16 protein-coding genes are annotated in these 16,677 nt (G+C 64.0%); 9 read left to right on the top strand and 7 right to left on the bottom strand.

Features of this window, described 5'->3' with window-relative positions; genetic code table 11:
• Nucleotides 1–173: 173 nt before the first annotated feature.
• From QJT82_RS18255 to QJT82_RS18245, 3 genes are all read right to left on the bottom strand, one after another.
• The gene (locus QJT82_RS18255) at nucleotides 174–377 is read right to left on the bottom strand and encodes a tautomerase family protein (RefSeq protein WP_018269806.1); all 204 of its coding nucleotides are present in this window, start codon (nucleotides 375–377) and stop codon (nucleotides 174–176) included.
• A 119-nt stretch (nucleotides 378–496) separates the two neighbouring features.
• The gene (gene hisS, locus QJT82_RS18250) at nucleotides 497–2,011 is read right to left on the bottom strand and encodes a histidine--tRNA ligase (protein ID WP_028341036.1); all 1,515 of its coding nucleotides are present in this window, start codon (nucleotides 2,009–2,011) and stop codon (nucleotides 497–499) included.
• Nucleotides 2,012–2,154: 143 nt separating this feature from the next.
• On the bottom strand, nucleotides 2,155–3,234 hold the full coding sequence (locus QJT82_RS18245; RefSeq protein ID WP_028341037.1) for a branched-chain amino acid aminotransferase: 1,080 nt from the start codon (nucleotides 3,232–3,234) through the stop codon (nucleotides 2,155–2,157).
• A 354-nt stretch (nucleotides 3,235–3,588) separates the two neighbouring features.
• Here QJT82_RS18245 and QJT82_RS18240 point away from each other — a divergent pair, with 354 nt between their 5' ends.
• The 3 genes from QJT82_RS18240 (at nucleotide 3,589) to QJT82_RS18230 (ending at nucleotide 6,333) form a co-directional block, all read left to right on the top strand.
• A complete protein-coding gene (locus tag QJT82_RS18240) occupies nucleotides 3,589–4,113 on the top strand; it encodes a MarR family winged helix-turn-helix transcriptional regulator (RefSeq protein ID WP_028341038.1) in 525 nt (174 codons plus the stop codon).
• A gap of 1 nt (nucleotide 4,114) precedes the next feature.
• Nucleotides 4,115–4,837 (top strand): response regulator transcription factor, encoded by a 723-nt coding sequence (locus QJT82_RS18235; protein ID WP_028341039.1) that lies wholly within the window; start codon nucleotides 4,115–4,117, stop codon nucleotides 4,835–4,837.
• A 110-nt stretch (nucleotides 4,838–4,947) separates the two neighbouring features.
• A complete protein-coding gene (locus QJT82_RS18230; RefSeq protein WP_016844484.1) occupies nucleotides 4,948–6,333 on the top strand; it encodes an ATP-binding protein in 1,386 nt (461 codons plus the stop codon).
• A 66-nt stretch (nucleotides 6,334–6,399) separates the two neighbouring features.
• Here QJT82_RS18230 and QJT82_RS18225 read toward each other — a convergent pair whose 3' ends face one another.
• The 3 genes from QJT82_RS18225 to QJT82_RS18215 form a co-directional block, all read right to left on the bottom strand.
• On the bottom strand, nucleotides 6,400–8,673 hold the full coding sequence (locus tag QJT82_RS18225; RefSeq protein ID WP_264641760.1) for a TonB-dependent siderophore receptor: 2,274 nt from the start codon (nucleotides 8,671–8,673) through the stop codon (nucleotides 6,400–6,402).
• A 753-nt stretch (nucleotides 8,674–9,426) separates the two neighbouring features.
• Nucleotides 9,427–9,957, bottom strand: coding sequence for a DUF3617 family protein (locus QJT82_RS18220; RefSeq protein WP_028341042.1), 531 nt, complete (start codon nucleotides 9,955–9,957; stop codon nucleotides 9,427–9,429).
• A gap of 43 nt (nucleotides 9,958–10,000) precedes the next feature.
• Nucleotides 10,001–10,300, bottom strand: coding sequence for a hypothetical protein (locus QJT82_RS18215; RefSeq protein WP_028341043.1), 300 nt, complete (start codon nucleotides 10,298–10,300; stop codon nucleotides 10,001–10,003).
• A gap of 166 nt (nucleotides 10,301–10,466) precedes the next feature.
• On the opposite strand from QJT82_RS18215, the gene QJT82_RS18210 reads away from it, so the two are divergent.
• The 5 genes from QJT82_RS18210 to QJT82_RS18190 all read left to right on the top strand — a co-directional run bounded on the left by QJT82_RS18210 (nucleotide 10,467) and on the right by QJT82_RS18190 (nucleotide 13,568).
• Nucleotides 10,467–10,943: a hypothetical protein gene (locus QJT82_RS18210; RefSeq protein WP_028341044.1), complete on the top strand. Its 477-nt coding sequence runs from the start codon at nucleotides 10,467–10,469 to the stop codon at nucleotides 10,941–10,943.
• A 114-nt stretch (nucleotides 10,944–11,057) separates the two neighbouring features.
• A complete protein-coding gene (locus tag QJT82_RS18205) occupies nucleotides 11,058–11,744 on the top strand; it encodes a ribonuclease T2 (protein ID WP_035631679.1) in 687 nt (228 codons plus the stop codon).
• Between the two features lie 236 nt (nucleotides 11,745–11,980).
• Nucleotides 11,981–12,841 carry a 23S rRNA (adenine(2030)-N(6))-methyltransferase RlmJ gene (rlmJ, locus tag QJT82_RS18200; protein WP_028341046.1) on the top strand — a complete coding sequence of 287 codons (861 nt, stop codon included), beginning with the start codon at nucleotides 11,981–11,983 and terminating at the stop codon, nucleotides 12,839–12,841.
• Between the two features lie 260 nt (nucleotides 12,842–13,101).
• Nucleotides 13,102–13,314, top strand: a complete 213-nt coding sequence (locus QJT82_RS18195; RefSeq protein ID WP_016844477.1) for a cold-shock protein — start codon at nucleotides 13,102–13,104, stop codon at nucleotides 13,312–13,314.
• A gap of 56 nt (nucleotides 13,315–13,370) precedes the next feature.
• The gene (locus QJT82_RS18190) at nucleotides 13,371–13,568 is read left to right on the top strand and encodes a hypothetical protein (RefSeq protein ID WP_028341047.1); all 198 of its coding nucleotides are present in this window, start codon (nucleotides 13,371–13,373) and stop codon (nucleotides 13,566–13,568) included.
• 20 nt (nucleotides 13,569–13,588) lie between these two features.
• Here QJT82_RS18190 and QJT82_RS18185 read toward each other — a convergent pair whose 3' ends face one another.
• Nucleotides 13,589–14,212, bottom strand: a complete 624-nt coding sequence (locus QJT82_RS18185; protein ID WP_016844476.1) for an outer membrane protein — start codon at nucleotides 14,210–14,212, stop codon at nucleotides 13,589–13,591.
• Nucleotides 14,213–14,477: 265 nt separating this feature from the next.
• Between QJT82_RS18185 and uvrC the strand changes: the two genes are divergently transcribed.
• The gene (uvrC, locus tag QJT82_RS18180) at nucleotides 14,478–16,589 is read left to right on the top strand and encodes an excinuclease ABC subunit UvrC (RefSeq protein WP_028341048.1); all 2,112 of its coding nucleotides are present in this window, start codon (nucleotides 14,478–14,480) and stop codon (nucleotides 16,587–16,589) included.
• Nucleotides 16,590–16,677: the final 88 nt, after the last annotated feature.

Raw genomic sequence — 16,677 nt, 5'->3', positions numbered from 1 at the left:
TCAAGCGCCAAGGACCCAACGGCTTCCCGCCCACCCTCATCCTGACAGACTTCCAAGACACAGGGACCCATAACCACCAAAGCTAGTTATTGCGCAAGCTGGAGCCCCAGCGAGCTCAACAACCGGCATCGGTGGTTATGGGTCCCTGCTTTCGCAGGGACGACAGAGGTGAATTACTTCTTCGCCGCGGCCGCGCGCTCGACGAACGACTTGCCGCCCTTCATCTTGTGATGCAGCGGCGCTTCGTTGATCTGGATCACGACCGCGTCGGCATCGACGCCGAGATTCTTCACCAGCGCCTGGGTGATGTCGCGCATCATGCCGAGCTTCTGCTCGTCGGTGCGGCCGGCGGCCATGCTCACGGTGATCTCAGGCATTGTTGCTCTCCCTCTTGTTATCGCCATGGCCGGGCTCCTCCCGGCCATTCACGTCGCCGCGCATCAAACAAGAGGTGGATGCCCGGCACAAGGCCGGGCATGACGTCACAAGCGAATGGCTATCCCCACGCCACGTCATGCCGCGCCAGGACCTCGCGGACCCTCGCGACCAGATCGGCTTCCGCGCAGGAGAATTGCGCCGGACGTGTTTCACGCCATTCCTGGTTGGAGGCGATTGCGGCCGCGGCCTTGGCGCCTTCGATCAAATCCTTGATCTGCACCTCGCCGCGCGCCTTCTCGTCCGAGCCTTGGATGATCACGCAGGGCGAGTTGCGGCGGTCGGCATATTTGAGCTGATTGCCCATGTTCTTCGGATTGCCGAGATAGAGCTCGGCGCGGATGCCGGCCTGGCGCAGTTGCGCGACCATCTTCTGGTAGTCGGCGACGCGATCGCGGTCGAACACGGTGACGACGACAGGACCGAACTCGGCCCGCGTGTCGAGCTGACCGAGCATCGTCAGCGCGGCCTGCAGGCGCGATACGCCGATCGAGAAGCCGGTCGCCGGCACCGGCTCGCCGCGGAAGCGCGAGACCAGGCCGTCATAGCGGCCGCCGCCACCGACCGAGCCGAACCGCACCGGGCGGCCCTTTTCGTCCTTGGTGTCGAGCAGCAGCTCAACCTCGTAGACCGGGCCGGTGTAATATTCGAGACCTCGAACGACAGTGGGATCGATGCGGATGCGATCCGCGCCATAGCCGGACGCCGCGACCAGCTTGGCGATCTCTTCGAGCTCGCTCACGCCGGCCTGACCAATTTCGCTCTTCGCCAGATAGGTCTCTGCCGCAGCAATCGCCTCTCGCCAATCGTCACGCTTTTGCGTGACGGCCAGGACGATATCGGCATCCGCGGGGCTCAGGTCGGCGCCCTTGGTAAAGTCGCCCTTGCCCTCTTCGCCGCCATCCCATCGTCCGGGACCCAGCAGCTTGCGAACCTCGTCGGCGGGAAATTTGTCCAGCTTGTCGATCGCGCGCAGCACGGTGAGGCGACGGCCCGCATTCTCCTCACCGCCGAGGCCGATCGCCTCGAGCACGCCGTCGAGCACCTTGCGGTTGTTCACCTTCACGACATAGGAGCCGCGCGGAATGCCGAGCGCTTCCATCGTGTCGGCCGCCATCATGCAGATTTCGGCGTCGGCCGCCGGCGTCGCCGAGCCGACGGTGTCGGCGTCGAACTGCATGAACTGGCGGAAGCGGCCGGGACCCGGCTTCTCGTTGCGGAAGACGTAGCCGAACCGATACGACCGACAAGGCTTCGGCAGCGCGTCGAAGTTTTCCGCGACATAGCGCGCGAGCGGCGCGGTGAGGTCGTAGCGCAGCGAGATCCACTGCTCGTCATCGTCCTGGAACGAGAACACGCCCTCGTTGGGCCGGTCCTGGTCGGGCAGGAACTTGCCGAGCGCGTCGGTGTATTCCATCGCCGGCGTCTCCACCGGCTCGAAGCCGTAGAGCTCGTAGACGGCGCGGATCTTCTCGACCATCGCCCGCGTGGCATTGATCGCGGCCGGGCCGCGATCTTCCAGCCCGCGCGGCAGGCGCGCCTTCAGTTTCTGGGGTTTCTTGGGTTTCTCGGCCATGAGCGGCCGTTTACCAGCCGGCGCGCAAGGCGGCAACCGGTGCCGCTACGCTGTCATTCCGGGGCGCGTCGAACGACGCGAACCCGGAATCTCGAGATTCCGGGTTCGATGCTGCGCCTCGCCCCGGAATGACGTTGTGTCCGTCACTGGACGTTCCGGATCCAGTTATGCGGGTCGTTGGTGCGACCGTACTGGATGTCGACCAGCTTCTTGCGCAGGCCCATGGCGACCGGGCCGGCCACGCCGCCGCTGATCTGGAAATCGCCGCTCGCCGAGCACACCTTGCCGATCGGCGAGATGACGGCCGCGGTGCCGCAGGCAAACGCCTCTTTCAACTTGCCGCTGGCGGCGTCAGCGCGCCATTGCTGGATCGTATAGGGCTCCTCGCGCACACGCGTGCCGGCATCCTTGGCAAGCGCGATGATCGAGTCGCGGGTGATGCCGGGCAGGATGGTGCCGAGCGGCGGCGTCAGCAGCGAGCCGTCGTCGAACGCGAAGAACACGTTCATGCCGCCGAGCTCCTCGATGTAGCGGCGCTCGACCGCATCGAGGAACACGACCTGGTCGCAGCCCCGTTCGATCGCCTCCGCCTGCGCGCGCAGGCTGGCAGCGTAATTGCCGCCGCACTTCACCGCACCGGTGCCGCCGATGGCGGCGCGCGTGTAATTCTCCGACACCCAGATCGACACCGGCGCCGGGCCGCCCTTGAAATAGGAGCCGACCGGCGAGGCGATGACCGAGAAGATGTATTCCGCCGACGGCTTCACGCCGAGGAAGATCTCGCTCGCGATCATGAAGGGCCGCAGATAGAGACTGCCCTCGCCGCCCGGGATCCAGGCGCGATCGATCCGCACCAGTTGCTCGACCGCATCGATGAACAGATCCTCGGGCAGCGGCGCCATCGCCAGGCGCTCGGCCGAATCATGGAAGCGGCGGGCATTGGCGTCGGGGCGAAACAGGTTCACGCCGCCATCGTCGCGCTTGTAGGCCTTGAGACCTTCGAAAATTTCCTGGGCGTAGTGCAGCACCGCGCCGGCCGGATCGAGCGGAAAATTCGCGCGGGCCTCGACGCGGGCGCTGTGCCAGCCCTTGCCCTGGCTGTAGCGGACGATCGCCATGTGATCGGTAAAGACCCGGCCGAAGCCGGGGTCCACGAGCTTCGCCGCGCGATCCTTGTCGGACGTTGCATTCGGCGAAGGCTGGATGTCGAATTTCAAAGTCATTTTTCTTGCTTTCCGCTGTCGGAACCGGCGCGATACCCGGCGCCGGCCTGTTTCCCCCGGAGCCATCAGGCTCGGCTGGCCCGAACTTCACCACCGCCGGCCGCGCCGCCGGCTTCCATCGCCAACATGCCGTTTAGACATGCTTTTGCGGAATGCTGAAGTCCAGTATGTTTGCCGAAATGCCGCTCGACAATCGCACGGTAGTCCAATTTGCGGCCCAAACCGCCTCACAGGCTCGTTCAGGCCGCCTTACACGCTGTCGAGGACAAAACGACCTAATGTTTCGTCGTGACAGGCAGTTTTGTAACATTGAACCCAAGATACGTCAATATGACTGACATAAATTTCTCAGGCATGGCTGCCAAGCCCGATTCGCAGGGAGACGACAACGCTCCCGGGGCGGGGGTGCGCGACCTGCGCTGGGACATCATCGAGCTGTTGTTCTTCGCCTACCGCGACTTTGTCGGCGACGCCGACCAGGAGCTGGAGGCGTTCGGCTTCGGCCGCGCCCACCACCGCGTCATCCACTTCGTTACCCGCTATCCGGGGCTGAAGGTCGCCGACCTGCTCGACGTCCTGCGCATCACCAAGCAGTCGCTCGGGCGCGTGCTCAAGCAGCTCCTGGACGAGGGCTACATCGTGCAGAAGACCGGCAACAACGACCGCCGGCAGCGCCTGCTCTACGCCACCCCGAAGGGCGAGGCGCTGGTCGCCAAGCTCGCCGGGCTGCAGACCGACCGCATCAACCGCGCGGTCGCCGGCATCGATCCGGCCGGCGTCGAGACGGTTCGCCAATTCCTCCGCGCGATGATCGACCGCGACGATCCCGACAAGGTGCTCGAAGCGATCTTCGGCGGCGGCAAAAAAATGAGGGAGTGAGCTGGTGCAGGCTGCAACCATGATGCGCGCGCCGGTCGAGCCGGCCGACGACGCGCCGCATCTTCTCTTGGTCGACGACGACCGCCGCATTCGTGACCTGTTGTCGCGCTTTCTTTCCAGCGAAGGCTATCGCGTCACGACGGCGATGAGCGCCACCGACGCGCGCGCCAAGCTGCTCGGGCTGCATTTCGACCTGCTGATCCTCGACGTGATGATGCCCGGCGAGAACGGCTTCGACCTCGCCCGCTTCATCCGCAGCTCCTCGACGGTGCCGATCATCATGCTGACCGCCCGCCACGAGGCGGAAGCCCGCATCGAGGGCCTGCAGATCGGCGCCGACGATTATGTCGCCAAGCCGTTCGAGCCGCGCGAGCTGGTGCTCCGGATCGGCAATATCCTCAAGCGCACCGCGCCGCCGCAGGTCGCAATCGTCGAGCAGATCGCGTTCGGCCCCTACATTTTCCACATCGAGCGCAGCGAACTGCGCCAGGGCGAAGAGATCATCCATCTCACCGATCGCGAGCGCGAGATGCTGCGCATCCTCGCCAGCGCGCCCGGCGAGACCGTGCCGCGCGCCGAGCTGACCTCCGGCGGCACCGTCAACGAACGCGCGGTCGACGTGCAGATCAACCGCCTGCGCCGCAAGATCGAGCACGATCCCGCCAATCCGCTGTTCCTGCAGGCGGTGCGCGGCATCGGCTATCGCCTGGTGGCCTCGCCCTGAAGCGCGATGAGATCAGGATGAATCGTCATCGCGCTTCAGATCCTTGTTTGAGCATGATCTTGCCGGAAAACCGCTGCGCAGTTTTCCGGATCATGCTGTAGAGCATCCGCATGAGCACGCTCGACTCCGGCCTGACCCTGATCAAGAACGCCTCGCAGCGCGTCTCGAAGGCGAACGGCTGGATGGGTAATGCGTTCAAGAGCTGGATGCCGACCGGCCTCTATGCGCGCGCGCTGCTGATCATGATCGTGCCGATGGTGATCCTGCAGACAGTGGTGGCGTTCGTGTTCATGGAGCGGCACTGGAACACGGTGACGCGGCGGCTGTCGGCCGCGGTGGTGTCCGATATCGCCGCGCTGATCGACGTCTACAAGAGCTATCCGCAGGACAAGGACCGCGCGCAGCTTCGCCGCATCGCCCAGAAACTGCAGCTGGTGGTCGACTTCCTGCCCGCCGGCGACATGCCGCCGCCGGGGCCGAAGCCGTTCTTCTCGCTGCTCGACCAGACGCTGTCGGTGCAGCTCGGCCGCCAGATCAGCCGTCCGTTCTGGATCGACACCGTGGGCAAATCCAATTTGGTCGAGATCCGCGTGCAGCTCGACGATTCGGTGATGCGGATCTTCGCCCAGCGCAGCGCGGCCTACGCCTCCAATTCGGAGATCTTCATCTTCTGGATGCTCGGCACCTCGACGATCCTCTTGATCGTCGCCGTGCTGTTCCTGCGCAACCAGATCAAGCCGATCCTGCGGCTGGCGGACGCCGCCGAAAGTTTCGGCAAGGGCCGCGAGGCGCCGAACTTCCGGCCGCGCGGCGCGCGCGAGGTGCGGCGCGCGGCGCAGGCCTTCATCGAGATGAAGGCACGCGTCGAGCGTTCGATCGAGCAGCGCACCGCGATGCTCGCCGGCGTATCGCATGATCTGCGCACCATCCTGACCCGGTTCAAGCTCGAGCTTGCCCTGATCGGCGAAGGCCCCGAGATCGACGCGATGCGCAAGGACGTCGACGAGATGTCGATGATGCTGGAGGACTACCTCGCCTTCGCGCGCGGCGATTCCGGCGAGGTCGCGCAGCCGACCGACATGGCGTTGGCTCTGGAGGAATTGCGCAGCGACGCCGAACGCCACGGCCACACCGCAACCGTTGCATTCCACGGCCTGCCCGTCGTCACGGTGAAGCCGGCCTCGTTCAAGCGCTGTCTCGCCAATCTCGTCTCCAACGCGGCGCGCCACGCCAACACGATCTCGATCACCGGCCATCGCGACCATCGCTATCTCAACGTCACGGTCGACGACGACGGGCCGGGCATCCCCGCCGACATGCGCGAGGAAGTGTTCAAGCCGTTCCTGCGGCTCGACGATGCCCGCAACCAGGACGAAGGCGGCACCGGGCTCGGGCTTGCCATCGCCCGCGACATCGCCCGCTCGCATGGCGGCGACATCATGCTCAGCGAAAGCCCGATGGGCGGCCTGCGCGCCGTCGTGCGGGTGCCGGTGTAACATAGCGTTTCGGGCGAGTGGACGCCGGTTCGCGGGAAGACAACGCGTCCAAACAACAAATTCGAGCTACCAGCGGTAGGACAAGGTGCCGATGACCTGCCGCCGTTCGCCGGCATAACAGTAGCCGGACTGGCAGGTCTGGTAGTGCGTGTCGAACAGATTGGTCGCGTTCAGGCGCGCGGTGGCGCCGAGGAAGCGCCGGTCCAGCTTGCCGAGATCATAATCGATCACCGCATCGAACAACGTCGTCGCCGCATTCTGGAACGTGTTCTGGTCGTTCCCGAAGTTCGTGCCGATATAACGCACCCCGAGACCAAGCCCGAGCCCCTCCACGGGAACGCCGGACTGGAACGTGTATTTGCCGAAGGCGGCGAAGGAATTCCTCGGAATACCGGAGAGCTCATTGCCGGTCGTGTCGGGATTGCCCTGGGTGATCACGACGTTGAGATGGGTGTAGGCGGCGGTGAGATCAAATCCCTGCTTGAGCGCCAGCTTCGCCTCGAGCTCCACACCCTTGGATTCGACCTGTCCGGTGGCTGCCTGGAACGCCATGTCGTTCGGATCGGTGCGCAGCACATTGTCCTGCGTGATGTCGAACACCGCGGCGGTCAACAGCACCGGAAGGTTCGGCATCTGGTACTTGATGCCCACTTCCTTCTGCTCGCCGGTGGTCGGCCTGAACGGCAATCCGGATGCGTCGACGCCGACCTGCGGGGCGAATGCCGTTGCATAGCTGACATAGGGCGCAATGCCGTTGTCGAAGACGTAGCTCAGCCCCGCACGGCCGGTGAAGGCAGTGGCTTTCTGCGTTGACGGCACGCCGTCCAGACCAGCGGTCGTCGTCTGCGACACCCAGCTCTGACGGCCGTTGAGCGTCAGAATGAAGCCTCCGAGCTTGGCCTGCTCCTGCGCATAGACACCGACCTCGTCGGTCGACTGCTTGCTGAAGATCGAGAATGCCGGCGTCGCGATCGCCTGGGCGCCGTAGTTCATGGTCAGGAGATTAAGATCGGGCGCCGGCCCGTAACCGATCTTGTCGTTGTAGTAGGAGTGACCGTAGTCGACGCCGAACAGCGCCGTGTTCCTGATCGCGCCGAGCATGAACTTGGCCTCGGCCTGATTGTCGAGCGTGACCGTGTTGAAGCTGTCCAGGATCCGCCAGGCTGACCGCGACGCGAGATTGGTGCTGCTGTCGATCGAATCGATCTGGGTGTACTTCGCGTCGACGTCGACCTGGTAGAAGCGGAAGTTCTGCCGCACCGTCCACACGTCGTCGACATTGTGCTCGAACGCGTAGCCGATGCGATACTGCTTCTGATCCATCGCGCTGAAGGCCGGATCATTCGAATAGATGTTGGTCAGCTGTCCGTCAGGCGTGCGGAAATTGCCGATGCTGGCGGCGGTTCGGCTCTTTTGATACTCGCTCAGGATGGTGAAGGACGTATCGGCGTCCGGCCGCCAGGTCAGCGCAGGCGCGATATAGGCGCGGTCGTCGTCGTTGCCGGGGTACCAGGTCTTCGCGTCGCGCAGCAAACCCGTCAGCCGGTAGTACAGCTGATCGCTGCCGGGCACCGGACCACCGACATCGAAACTGCCCTGGTAACGGTCGTAGGTGCCGCCCTGCAGCTGCACCTCACCGAATGCCGTCAACGGCGGCCGCTTGGTCGTGACATCCACGATGCCTCCCGGAGAGCCGAGGCCATAGAGGCCCGAGGCCGGTCCGCGCAGGATCGACACGCTGTCGAGACCGTAAGGTTCGATCTTGGGAATGGCGAAGTTGCCGCCGCCCTGACGCAGGCCGTCGCGATAGATCCCCGTATAGGTCGCATCGAAGCCACGGATATAGAAACTATCGAATCTTGGATCATAGCCGAATGCCGTGGTCGTCACGCCCGGCGTGTAGCTGACGGCGTCCTTGAGCGTCTGAACGTTGCGATCCCGAAGCTCCTCTTGCGTGACGACCGAAAGCGACTGCGGCGTTTCGATCAGCGCTGTGCTGGTCTTGGTGCCGGCCGTGCTGGCGGTCGCGACGTAACCCGTCGTCGTACCGATCGGGCCACCTGTGCCTTGCGACCGCGGAGCCTGACTCTGGGCGGGCGCAGTCGCATTGCGGCGCCGGCTCGCCACGACCGCACGCGAAGCCCTGGTGTTCTGGCTTGAAACGACGGCACCGCGCTTCTTTGCGGCGCCGGGTTCATCCACCGTCACTGCGGGAAGTTCGCTGACATTGTTCTGCGGAGGACTGGTCTGCGCCTGAGCGCAAGCGACATCTGAGCCCATTGGCACAAGCGCGACCGAACCGAGCAGCGCTGCATTGATCGCAGCATTTGATGCAAGCAAGCCGCGCTTGCACCGCAACGAAGCCATTCCCACCGAACAAATCCCCACATTGCCTTACGCAGACATCGATCGAGTCGCGTTCGCGACAAGGCCGGCATCGATCGGGGCGGACTCCTATCGGCGGGATGCGCGAAATTCCACACGCGCAAAATAGAATCCATTGAAACGCACACGATGCGAAACACTGGAACGATTCAAGTTGCGCAACACTGGAAAGGTTCAAAACGACAGGTTGGTGCATTACGCTTCCGACACGACGAACGCGATGCGCGTCGTCGCTCGCAGAGAGTCTCGAACGCGAGGCACGCAGCGATCATTCGATGATGTTGCATCCCGTCGACGTCATCGCGCGCCAAGGAGCGCACGAACGCGGCGAACCGTCATCCCCGCGCAAAGGCTATCGCATTTCGTGGCGGTGTGCCCGTGGCCATCCTTCGAGACGCCCGCCTTCGGCGGGCTCCTCAGGATGAGGTCTTGTTTTGCGGCACAATAGTAGACCCTCATGGTGAGGAGCGCCGCTTGCGGCGCGTCTCGAACCACGAGACCAAGCACTTGCGCGGTCGCCAAGGGGCATATGCGATAGCCCTGGGGGTGACCGGGAGGGATCGGATGGATTGCGCATCGCCTCAGCGCAAGATTGCTCCGCAGTTTCGTCGCGAACTGCTCGCAATGACGGTGATGCGAAGCGGCACAGCCTCTCGGCATGCGAGGCGATGTATTCAGTCGCGCGGCAACGGCCGAATGCGCTGCGCGCTACTTCTGCTTGGGCAGGAGGCCCTTCAGCTTTTCCATGTCCTTGACGTTCATCTTCATGCCGCCGGGCATGATGATGTCACCGGCCTTCTGGTCGCTCTTGCAGGCGCCGAGCCATTTTGCCTCGATGGTCATCGTGGTGTCGCGCGAGCCGGCCGCGCCGCCCTCGGCATGCGAGGTGCTCTTCACCGTGTAGGCGGAATTGAAATCGCCGACGATCTCGGCATGGCTCTGCATCGTCATGCCGGCGACGCTGCAGACGCTGTCGCTGATATAGCCGGTGGCGGTCTTCTGGATGTCCTGCTTGGAGCAGACTTCCTTGGCCATCGGCGAGGCCGCCGCGCTCATCTCCTTGTCGGTGGTCTCGTCGGTGCAGTGCTGCATGGTGATTTCCGGCATCGGCCCGCCGGTGCGCACCATCTTCATCTCCCACAGACCGGCCTTGCGGATCGGCAGGTCGACGGCACTTGCGGCGCCAGCGGACAGGACAAGGCACACAGCCGAACCAAGCAAGGCAAGCTGTCGGGTCATGCGGTCTGCTCCCGGCTGAACGATCGAAAGATTTGAAGCGCGCTCAGTAGAGCGTGCGCAACGGCCTCTGGGCTGCGCCATAGGGCACCCAGCGACAGGCGAAAGAGATGTAGCCGCCCGGATAGTTCTGCATCGCAAGGAACTTGACCACCTTGCCGTAGGAGGCGCAGTGATCGACGGCGAGCTGCCGGGCGTCGCTCTGGGTCGCCAGCGTATAGGCGATGATACCGCCGGTATCATTACCCTTGAACGGCGGCACCGGCTGCATCCAATCCGCCCGCGCCGGCACAACGGCCAGCATCCCGCAAACGGCAACCAGGCACGCGGCCAATTTCCTTCGCATCGCAGACTCCATTTCGCTTCGAGCCAACATAGAGTGCGCCGGCGACCGTGAAAAGAACGAGCCGGCTCCCCCAGGTGGACTTCTCCGCAGGTGTTGCCGCCCTGCACTTGACCTTGCCGGGGCTTCGCGGCACCGTCCGCGGCATCGGATAATCGGGTGGATTCCCATGCGCAACCTGTTCAACTCCCGCAATAAACTCGGCCGCAAGCTCGGCCTCGGCGCCGCACTCGTGGTCGGCACGCTGGCGTTCGGGGGCACGGCCCAGGCCGCCAATCCGTTCGAAATGAACTTTTGGCTGTCCGGCCCGCGCTATGACGGCAATGTGGCCCCATGCGAGAAGGCCCTGACGGTCATCAGCACGCAATTCCAGGAAAAGGAAGCGACCTTCTGGAATTCGCCGCTCGTGATCACCGGCTTCAACGGGATACACGAAACCGCCTTCCGTCCCTGGCAGTCCGACAATATTCCGCGCCGCTATTGCAGCGGCGAGGCGATGCTGAGCGACGGCAAGGTGCGCAAGGTGCACTATTCGATCATCGAGGACGGCGGCTTTGCCAGCATCAATCAGGGCGTCGAATGGTGCGTCGCAGGACTCGACCGCAACTGGGCCTATAACCCGTCCTGCAAGGCCGCCCGGCCCTGATCTCCGACCAGACTGCTAAAGCAGGAGCCGCCGCCATTTGGACGGCGGCTTTTTGTTCTTGAAATGTTCTCGCGGCCTGCTAGGCTCTGGGCGGTCGAGTGAGGGGAGCGTTTGATGCCTCGGTTGGACACAATTTCCCGATTTTTGATTTCGGTTGCCATTATTCTGTGCAGTGCGGTTGGGGCCTCGGCCCAGGATCGCCGCCAGAATGCACCCGGTGAGTTCGATTTCTATGTGCTGTCGCTGTCGTGGTCGCCCTCGTTCTGCGAGGCGGCGAGCGAGCGCGGCAACAACGGCCGCGGCACGCAGGCGCAGTGCGGCGGACGGCCCTATTCCTTCGTGGTGCACGGCCTGTGGCCGCAATATGAGCGGGGCTTTCCGGAATACTGCCAGCGGCCCTCGCCGCGACTCGCCCGCAGCATCATGAGCTCGATGCTCGACCTGATGCCGGGGCCCGGGCTGATCTACAATGAGTGGGACAAGCACGGCACCTGCTCGGGTCTCGGCGAACGCGCCTATTTCGAAGCCATCCGCAAGGCCCGCGCCACGGTGAAGATCCCCGAGGAATTCCTGCAATTGTCGGAGCCGAAGACGGTCGCGCCCGACGAGCTGGAGACGGCGTTCATCAAGGTCAATCCAGGCCTCAGCAACTCCGCGATCTCGGTGACCTGCGACAGCAAGCGGCTCAGCGAGGTGCGGATCTGCCTCAGCAAGGATCTGCAATTCCGCTCCTGCGAGGAAATCGATCGCCGCGCCTGCCGCCGCGATCAGGTGCTGATGCCGCCGGTTCGCGGCGGCTGAAACTCTCTGCGTCATGGCCGGCGGACCCGCGCCGCGCGTCGTCGCGCAAAACGTCCCGGCAACCTGCGCCATCGCGAAACAAGCAAGATTAGGCGCAGATGCCCGGGAGCCGGCTACGCCAAGGCTTCGCCGAGCTCGGATGTTAACCCCGCCGAAGCTTTAGCGAAGGCCGGGACAAGCCCGGGCATGACGAGTACAACATGCGCGACCCTTTGGGAGCGCAGCACGATCATCACATGAACTACCGTCACGCCTTTCATGCCGGCAGCTTTGCCGACGTCATCAAGCACATCGTGCTGGTGCGCATGCTCACCTATCTGCAGGACAAGCAGGCGCCGTTCCGCGTCATCGACACCCATGCCGGCGCCGGCCTCTATGATTTGACGTCGAGCGAAGCGCAGCGCGGCGGCGAATGGCTCACCGGCATCGCACGGCTGATGCAGGCGCGGCTCTCCGACAAGGCGTTGCCGCTGATCGCGCCCTATCTCGACATCGTCAGGGCATTCAATCCGAGAGGCGAGCTGAAAGCCTATCCGGGTTCGCCGTTGATCGCGCGGGCGCTGCTGCGTCCGCAAGATCGCCTCACCGCCTGCGAGATCGAACCGACGGCGCGCAAACAACTGATCGACGCCTTGCGACGTGACGCGCAAGCGCGCGTCGTCGATCTCGACGGCTGGATGGCGCTGCCCGCATTCGTGCCGCCGAACGAGCGGCGCGGCCTGGTGCTGATCGATCCGCCGTTCGAAGCGAAGGACGAGTTCGAGCGGCTGGCCAGTGCTTTCACGGAAGCATTCGCGAAGTGGCCGACCGGCACGTATCTTTTGTGGTACCCCGTAAAAACCCGGAGAGCCACCGATGAGCTAGCGCGCAGCGTGGCCGCTGCAGCAGCAGCGAGTCGGCCCGCCGGCAAATGCCTGCGCTTGGAATTCAGTGTGGCACCGCAAGAAGCAGGCGCAGGCCTCGTTTCCACAGGGCTTTTGCTGGTGAATCCGCCGTGGACGCTGGCGAATGAGTTGAAGATCATCCTGCCCGAACTCGAGAGGCCGCTCGGTCAAGGCGGTGCGGGACGCTTCAGACTCGAGACGCCTAAACCTTGATCGACAGCTCCTACTGAAAAGTTCAATTTTGAGCATAGGCAATTTGCGCGGAACCGTATTATGCTCATCCTGTTACGACTGGCTTTACGTTCCGCTTCCGCGAATGGTTGCGGCGGAGTGACAAGGCCGAAATAAATCCAGGCAGACCGGCGGCGTGACGCCGGCCTGTTCAGGTGGCCAAGCTTCCGACAAGCGAATGTCGGTCAACCGCTACGCGGCGTGCGCGTAGCGGTGGAGCAATACGGGGGAGGAGTTTCCCGATGGCCATGACTGGGACAGTCAAGTTCTTCAACGGAGAGCGTGGCTACGGCTTCATCAAGCCTGATGATGGCGGCCGCGATGTGTTCGTTCACATCACAGCTGTCGAGCGTGCAGGATTGAAGGACCTGACTGAAGGACAACGCATTACGTTCGAGGTTGAGCCCGACAAGAAGGGCAAGGGCCCGAAGGCCGTCAACCTGGTGGTCTCATGACGAGCGCTCGCGATTCGCGGCTCGTGATGAACGCCGAATGAGGCGTTGCGTGTGAGTTGACCGCCGAGCGCGCGGCTGGCGTGCTCTGGATGACCACCTGCATGATGCGGACGCGACTGGCGGTGCCGCATATCCCACACGTGCGGCTCACCGATTGGATTCGCGGATGCCGCGGCGTGCATGCCGCCATGCGCGACGTTGAGATCATCAACACAAAGAAAAACCCGGCCGCGCAAGGCGCGGCCGGGAGTTGATGGTCGACGTCTTCTTGTTCTCAAAAGTGATAGTTGATGCCGGCGCGAACCAGGCTGAAGCTGTAGCCGTTCGACACGCCACCGGTGATCGTGAAATTGCTGTTGGCAAGGTCGACGTAGAGATATTCGATCTTGGCGCTCCAGTGCGGGGCAAAGCCCATTTCGGCGCCGGCACCGACGGTGAAGCCTGCGTTGGTGTGGCTCTCCGTGATGCCGAACGTCTCGCCGCGCAGTTCGCCGAAGGCGAGACCGCCGGTCGCGTAGAACAGCACGTTGTTGACCGCATAGCCGGCGCGGCCGCGCACCGTGCCGAACCACGGGTTGGAGAACTTCCACGGCGCGAACCGGTCGTCAGCCGTGGTGCCCTGGATATCGGCCTCGATACCGAACACCCAGGGGGAGCCGTTCTGGAAGTTGTAGCCGGCCTGCACACCGCCGACGAACCCGGACGGCTTGGTCGGGTTGTTCTCGACCGAGCCCCAACCATAGCCGACATTGCCGCCAAGATAGGGGCCGGCCCAGCTATAGGCATTGAGCGGCTGATAGACCGTATAGGGCGATCCGTAGTTGAGGTCGGCCGACGCCGCCGAGGTCGTCCAGCCTGCAACGATCAGTGCCAGCGCACGCGCGACAAACCGGGTCATTGGTACTCTCCACCACGCAACAGCCGCAGCCCGCCGGCCAGGGCCGGCGTGGTTACGGAATTCCACTTTTTTCGCTAAGGTTTATCGAGAGTTTTAAGTTAAAGGGCTGTTAAGCCCGGTTACCGGCCCGCTCATCAGTCTTAACAAGGTGTTACACACCCCCTCCGGGCGTCCGCGCGGGGCCGGTAACCTCCTGCAATCGAGGTGGTTTTCTTGGTGCCGCCAACGCTGGCGACCGGTCGCCCAAGCACTTAGTTTACGGCCCATGGTTCACGATTCTCCCGAGCGTCCGACGCCGGCCCCCAAAGCTGATCCCAAGGCCGACTCCAAGGCTGATCCCAAGCCACGGCGCGGTTCAAAGTCCGATCTGCCGCAGGACGATCTGACGCTCGATACAAGCGACGTCGATCCCGAAACCTCCGCCGCCGAGGAGGAGGACGAGGCGCGCCTGCCCGAGGCTTCCGAGGACGCCGCCGAGGCGGTCGCCGAGGGCACGCTCTCGGTCGGGCATGCCGCGATCGAGAACGCGGTCCGCCTCGCCCCGACCTCGCCCGGCGTCTACCGCATGCTCAACGCCGCCAACGACGTGCTCTATGTCGGCAAGGCGAAGAACGTCAAAAAGCGGCTGTCGTCCTATGCGCGGGCCAACGCGCCGCTGCCGGCGCGCATCCTGCGCATGATCGCGGCGACCACGCAGGTCGAGATCGTCTCGACCATGACCGAGACCGAGGCGCTGCTGCTCGAAGCCAATCTGATCAAGCAGCTCCGTCCGCGCTTCAATGTGCAGCTGCGCGACGACAAATCGTTTCCCTATATTCTGATATCAGGCGACCATTGGGCGCCGCAGATCCTCAAGCATCGCGGCGCGCAGTCGCGGCCGGGGCGCTATTTCGGCCCGTTCGCCAACGCAGGCGCGGTCAACCGCACCATCACGGCGCTGCAGCGCGCGTTCCTGATCCGCTCCTGCACCGACGGCTTCTTCGAAAGCCGCAGCCGCCCCTGCCTGCTCTATCAGATCAAGCGTTGCGCCGGCCCCTGCACGCGCGAGATCGACTTCCCCGGCTATAGCGAACTGGTGCGCGAGGCGACCGAATTCCTGTCCGGCCGCAGCCATGCCGTGAAGGAGCTGCTCGCGGCCGAGATGGAGAAGGCCTCCGGCGAACTCGAATTCGAGACCGCGGCGCTGTACCGCGACCGTCTCGCGGCGCTGTCGGCGATCCAGTCGCAGCAGGGCATCAATCCGCGCACGGTCGAAGAGGCCGACGTGTTCGCGATCCACCAGGAGGGCGGCTATTCCTGCGTCGAGGTGTTCTTCTTCCGCACCGGCCAGAACTGGGGCAACCGCGCCTATTTCCCCAAGGCCGAGAAGAGCTTCACGCCCGAGGAGGTGCTGTCCTCGTTCCTCGCGCAGTTCTACGACGACAAGCCGCCGCCGAAGCTGATCCTGCTGTCGCACGAGATCGAGGAAAGCGCGTTGCTCGCCGACGCGCTGTCGGTCAAGGCCGGATCCAAGGTCGAGGTCTCTGTGCCGAAGCGCGGCGAGAAGAAGGAGCTGATCGGCCATGCGCTCACCAACGCGCGCGAGGCGCTCGGCCGCAAGCTCGCCGATACCGCGACGCAAAGCCGGCTGCTGGAGGGCATGGTCTCGACGCTCGGCCTGCCGCACACACCCAAGCGGATCGAGGTCTACGACAACAGCCACATCCAGGGCACCAACGCGGTCGGCGCGATGATCGTGGCGGGACCCGACGGGTTCATGAAAAACCAGTACCGCAAGTTCAACATCAAGTCCGAAGGGCTGACGCCCGGCGACGATTACGGAATGATGCGCGAGGTGCTGGAACGCCGCTTCAAGCGGCTGCTGAAGCCGCCGGAGGGCGAGGCCGCTGCCAGGACAAAAGCGGATGACGATTCGTTCCCGCAATGGCCCGACCTCGTCATCATCGACGGCGGCCGCGGTCAGCTCAACGCGGTCCGGGAGATTTTCCAGAATCTCGGGCTGACCGAGGTCTCGCTGATGGCAGTGGCTAAAGGTCCGGAGCGCGATGCCGGGCGCGAAACCCTGTTCATGCCCGACCGCGAGGCCATCAAGCTGGAGCCGCGGGACCCGGTGCTCTATTTCATCCAGCGGCTGCGCGACGAGGCCCATCGCTTCGTGATCGGCTCGCACCGCAAGCTGCGCAAAAAAGACATCCGCGAGGCCGGCCTGCAGGAGATCCCGGGCATCGGCCCGTCCCGCAAGCGTGCCTTGCTGCACCACTTCGGAACGCTCAAGGAGATCGAGCGGGCCTCGATCGCCGACCTCGGCAAGGTTCCCGGCGTCAGCGCCGAGAGTGCCCGCAAGATTTTCGAGTATTTCCACGCCCAGCCGGGTTAAACCAAAGGCGAGTCATCAGGGCGCCGCCTGCGACAGGGCATCTGGGGCATGATGCGAAAAAGTGTGAGGCAGTTATCCGAAAAGATCA

Source organism: Bradyrhizobium sp. Mp19, from assembly GCF_029952935.1.
GTDB classification, from domain to species: Bacteria; Pseudomonadota; Alphaproteobacteria; order Rhizobiales; family Xanthobacteraceae; genus Bradyrhizobium; species Bradyrhizobium elkanii.
The sequence above is the reverse complement of the archived record's forward strand: the minus strand, read 5'-3'. Positions and strand labels throughout refer to the sequence as shown.

Coding starts and splice junctions, on each gene's coding strand:
- QJT82_RS18245 (WP_028341037.1), bottom strand. CDS start 3,234: ATGACTTTGAAATTCGACATCCAGCCTTCGCCGAATGCAACGTCCGAC.
- QJT82_RS18195 (WP_016844477.1), top strand. CDS start 13,102: ATGGCCATGACTGGGACAGTCAAGTTCTTCAACGGAGAGCGTGGCTAC.
- QJT82_RS18255 (WP_018269806.1), bottom strand. CDS start 377: ATGCCTGAGATCACCGTGAGCATGGCCGCCGGCCGCACCGACGAGCAG.
- QJT82_RS18210 (WP_028341044.1), top strand. CDS start 10,467: ATGCGCAACCTGTTCAACTCCCGCAATAAACTCGGCCGCAAGCTCGGC.
- rlmJ (WP_028341046.1), top strand. CDS start 11,981: ATGAACTACCGTCACGCCTTTCATGCCGGCAGCTTTGCCGACGTCATC.
- QJT82_RS18185 (WP_016844476.1), bottom strand. CDS start 14,212: ATGACCCGGTTTGTCGCGCGTGCGCTGGCACTGATCGTTGCAGGCTGG.
- hisS (WP_028341036.1), bottom strand. CDS start 2,011: ATGGCCGAGAAACCCAAGAAACCCCAGAAACTGAAGGCGCGCCTGCCG.
- QJT82_RS18230 (WP_016844484.1), top strand. CDS start 4,948: ATGAGCACGCTCGACTCCGGCCTGACCCTGATCAAGAACGCCTCGCAG.
- QJT82_RS18205 (WP_035631679.1), top strand. CDS start 11,058: ATGCCTCGGTTGGACACAATTTCCCGATTTTTGATTTCGGTTGCCATT.
- QJT82_RS18220 (WP_028341042.1), bottom strand. CDS start 9,957: ATGACCCGACAGCTTGCCTTGCTTGGTTCGGCTGTGTGCCTTGTCCTG.
- uvrC (WP_028341048.1), top strand. CDS start 14,478: ATGGTTCACGATTCTCCCGAGCGTCCGACGCCGGCCCCCAAAGCTGAT.
- QJT82_RS18240 (WP_028341038.1), top strand. CDS start 3,589: ATGGCTGCCAAGCCCGATTCGCAGGGAGACGACAACGCTCCCGGGGCG.
- QJT82_RS18215 (WP_028341043.1), bottom strand. CDS start 10,300: ATGCGAAGGAAATTGGCCGCGTGCCTGGTTGCCGTTTGCGGGATGCTG.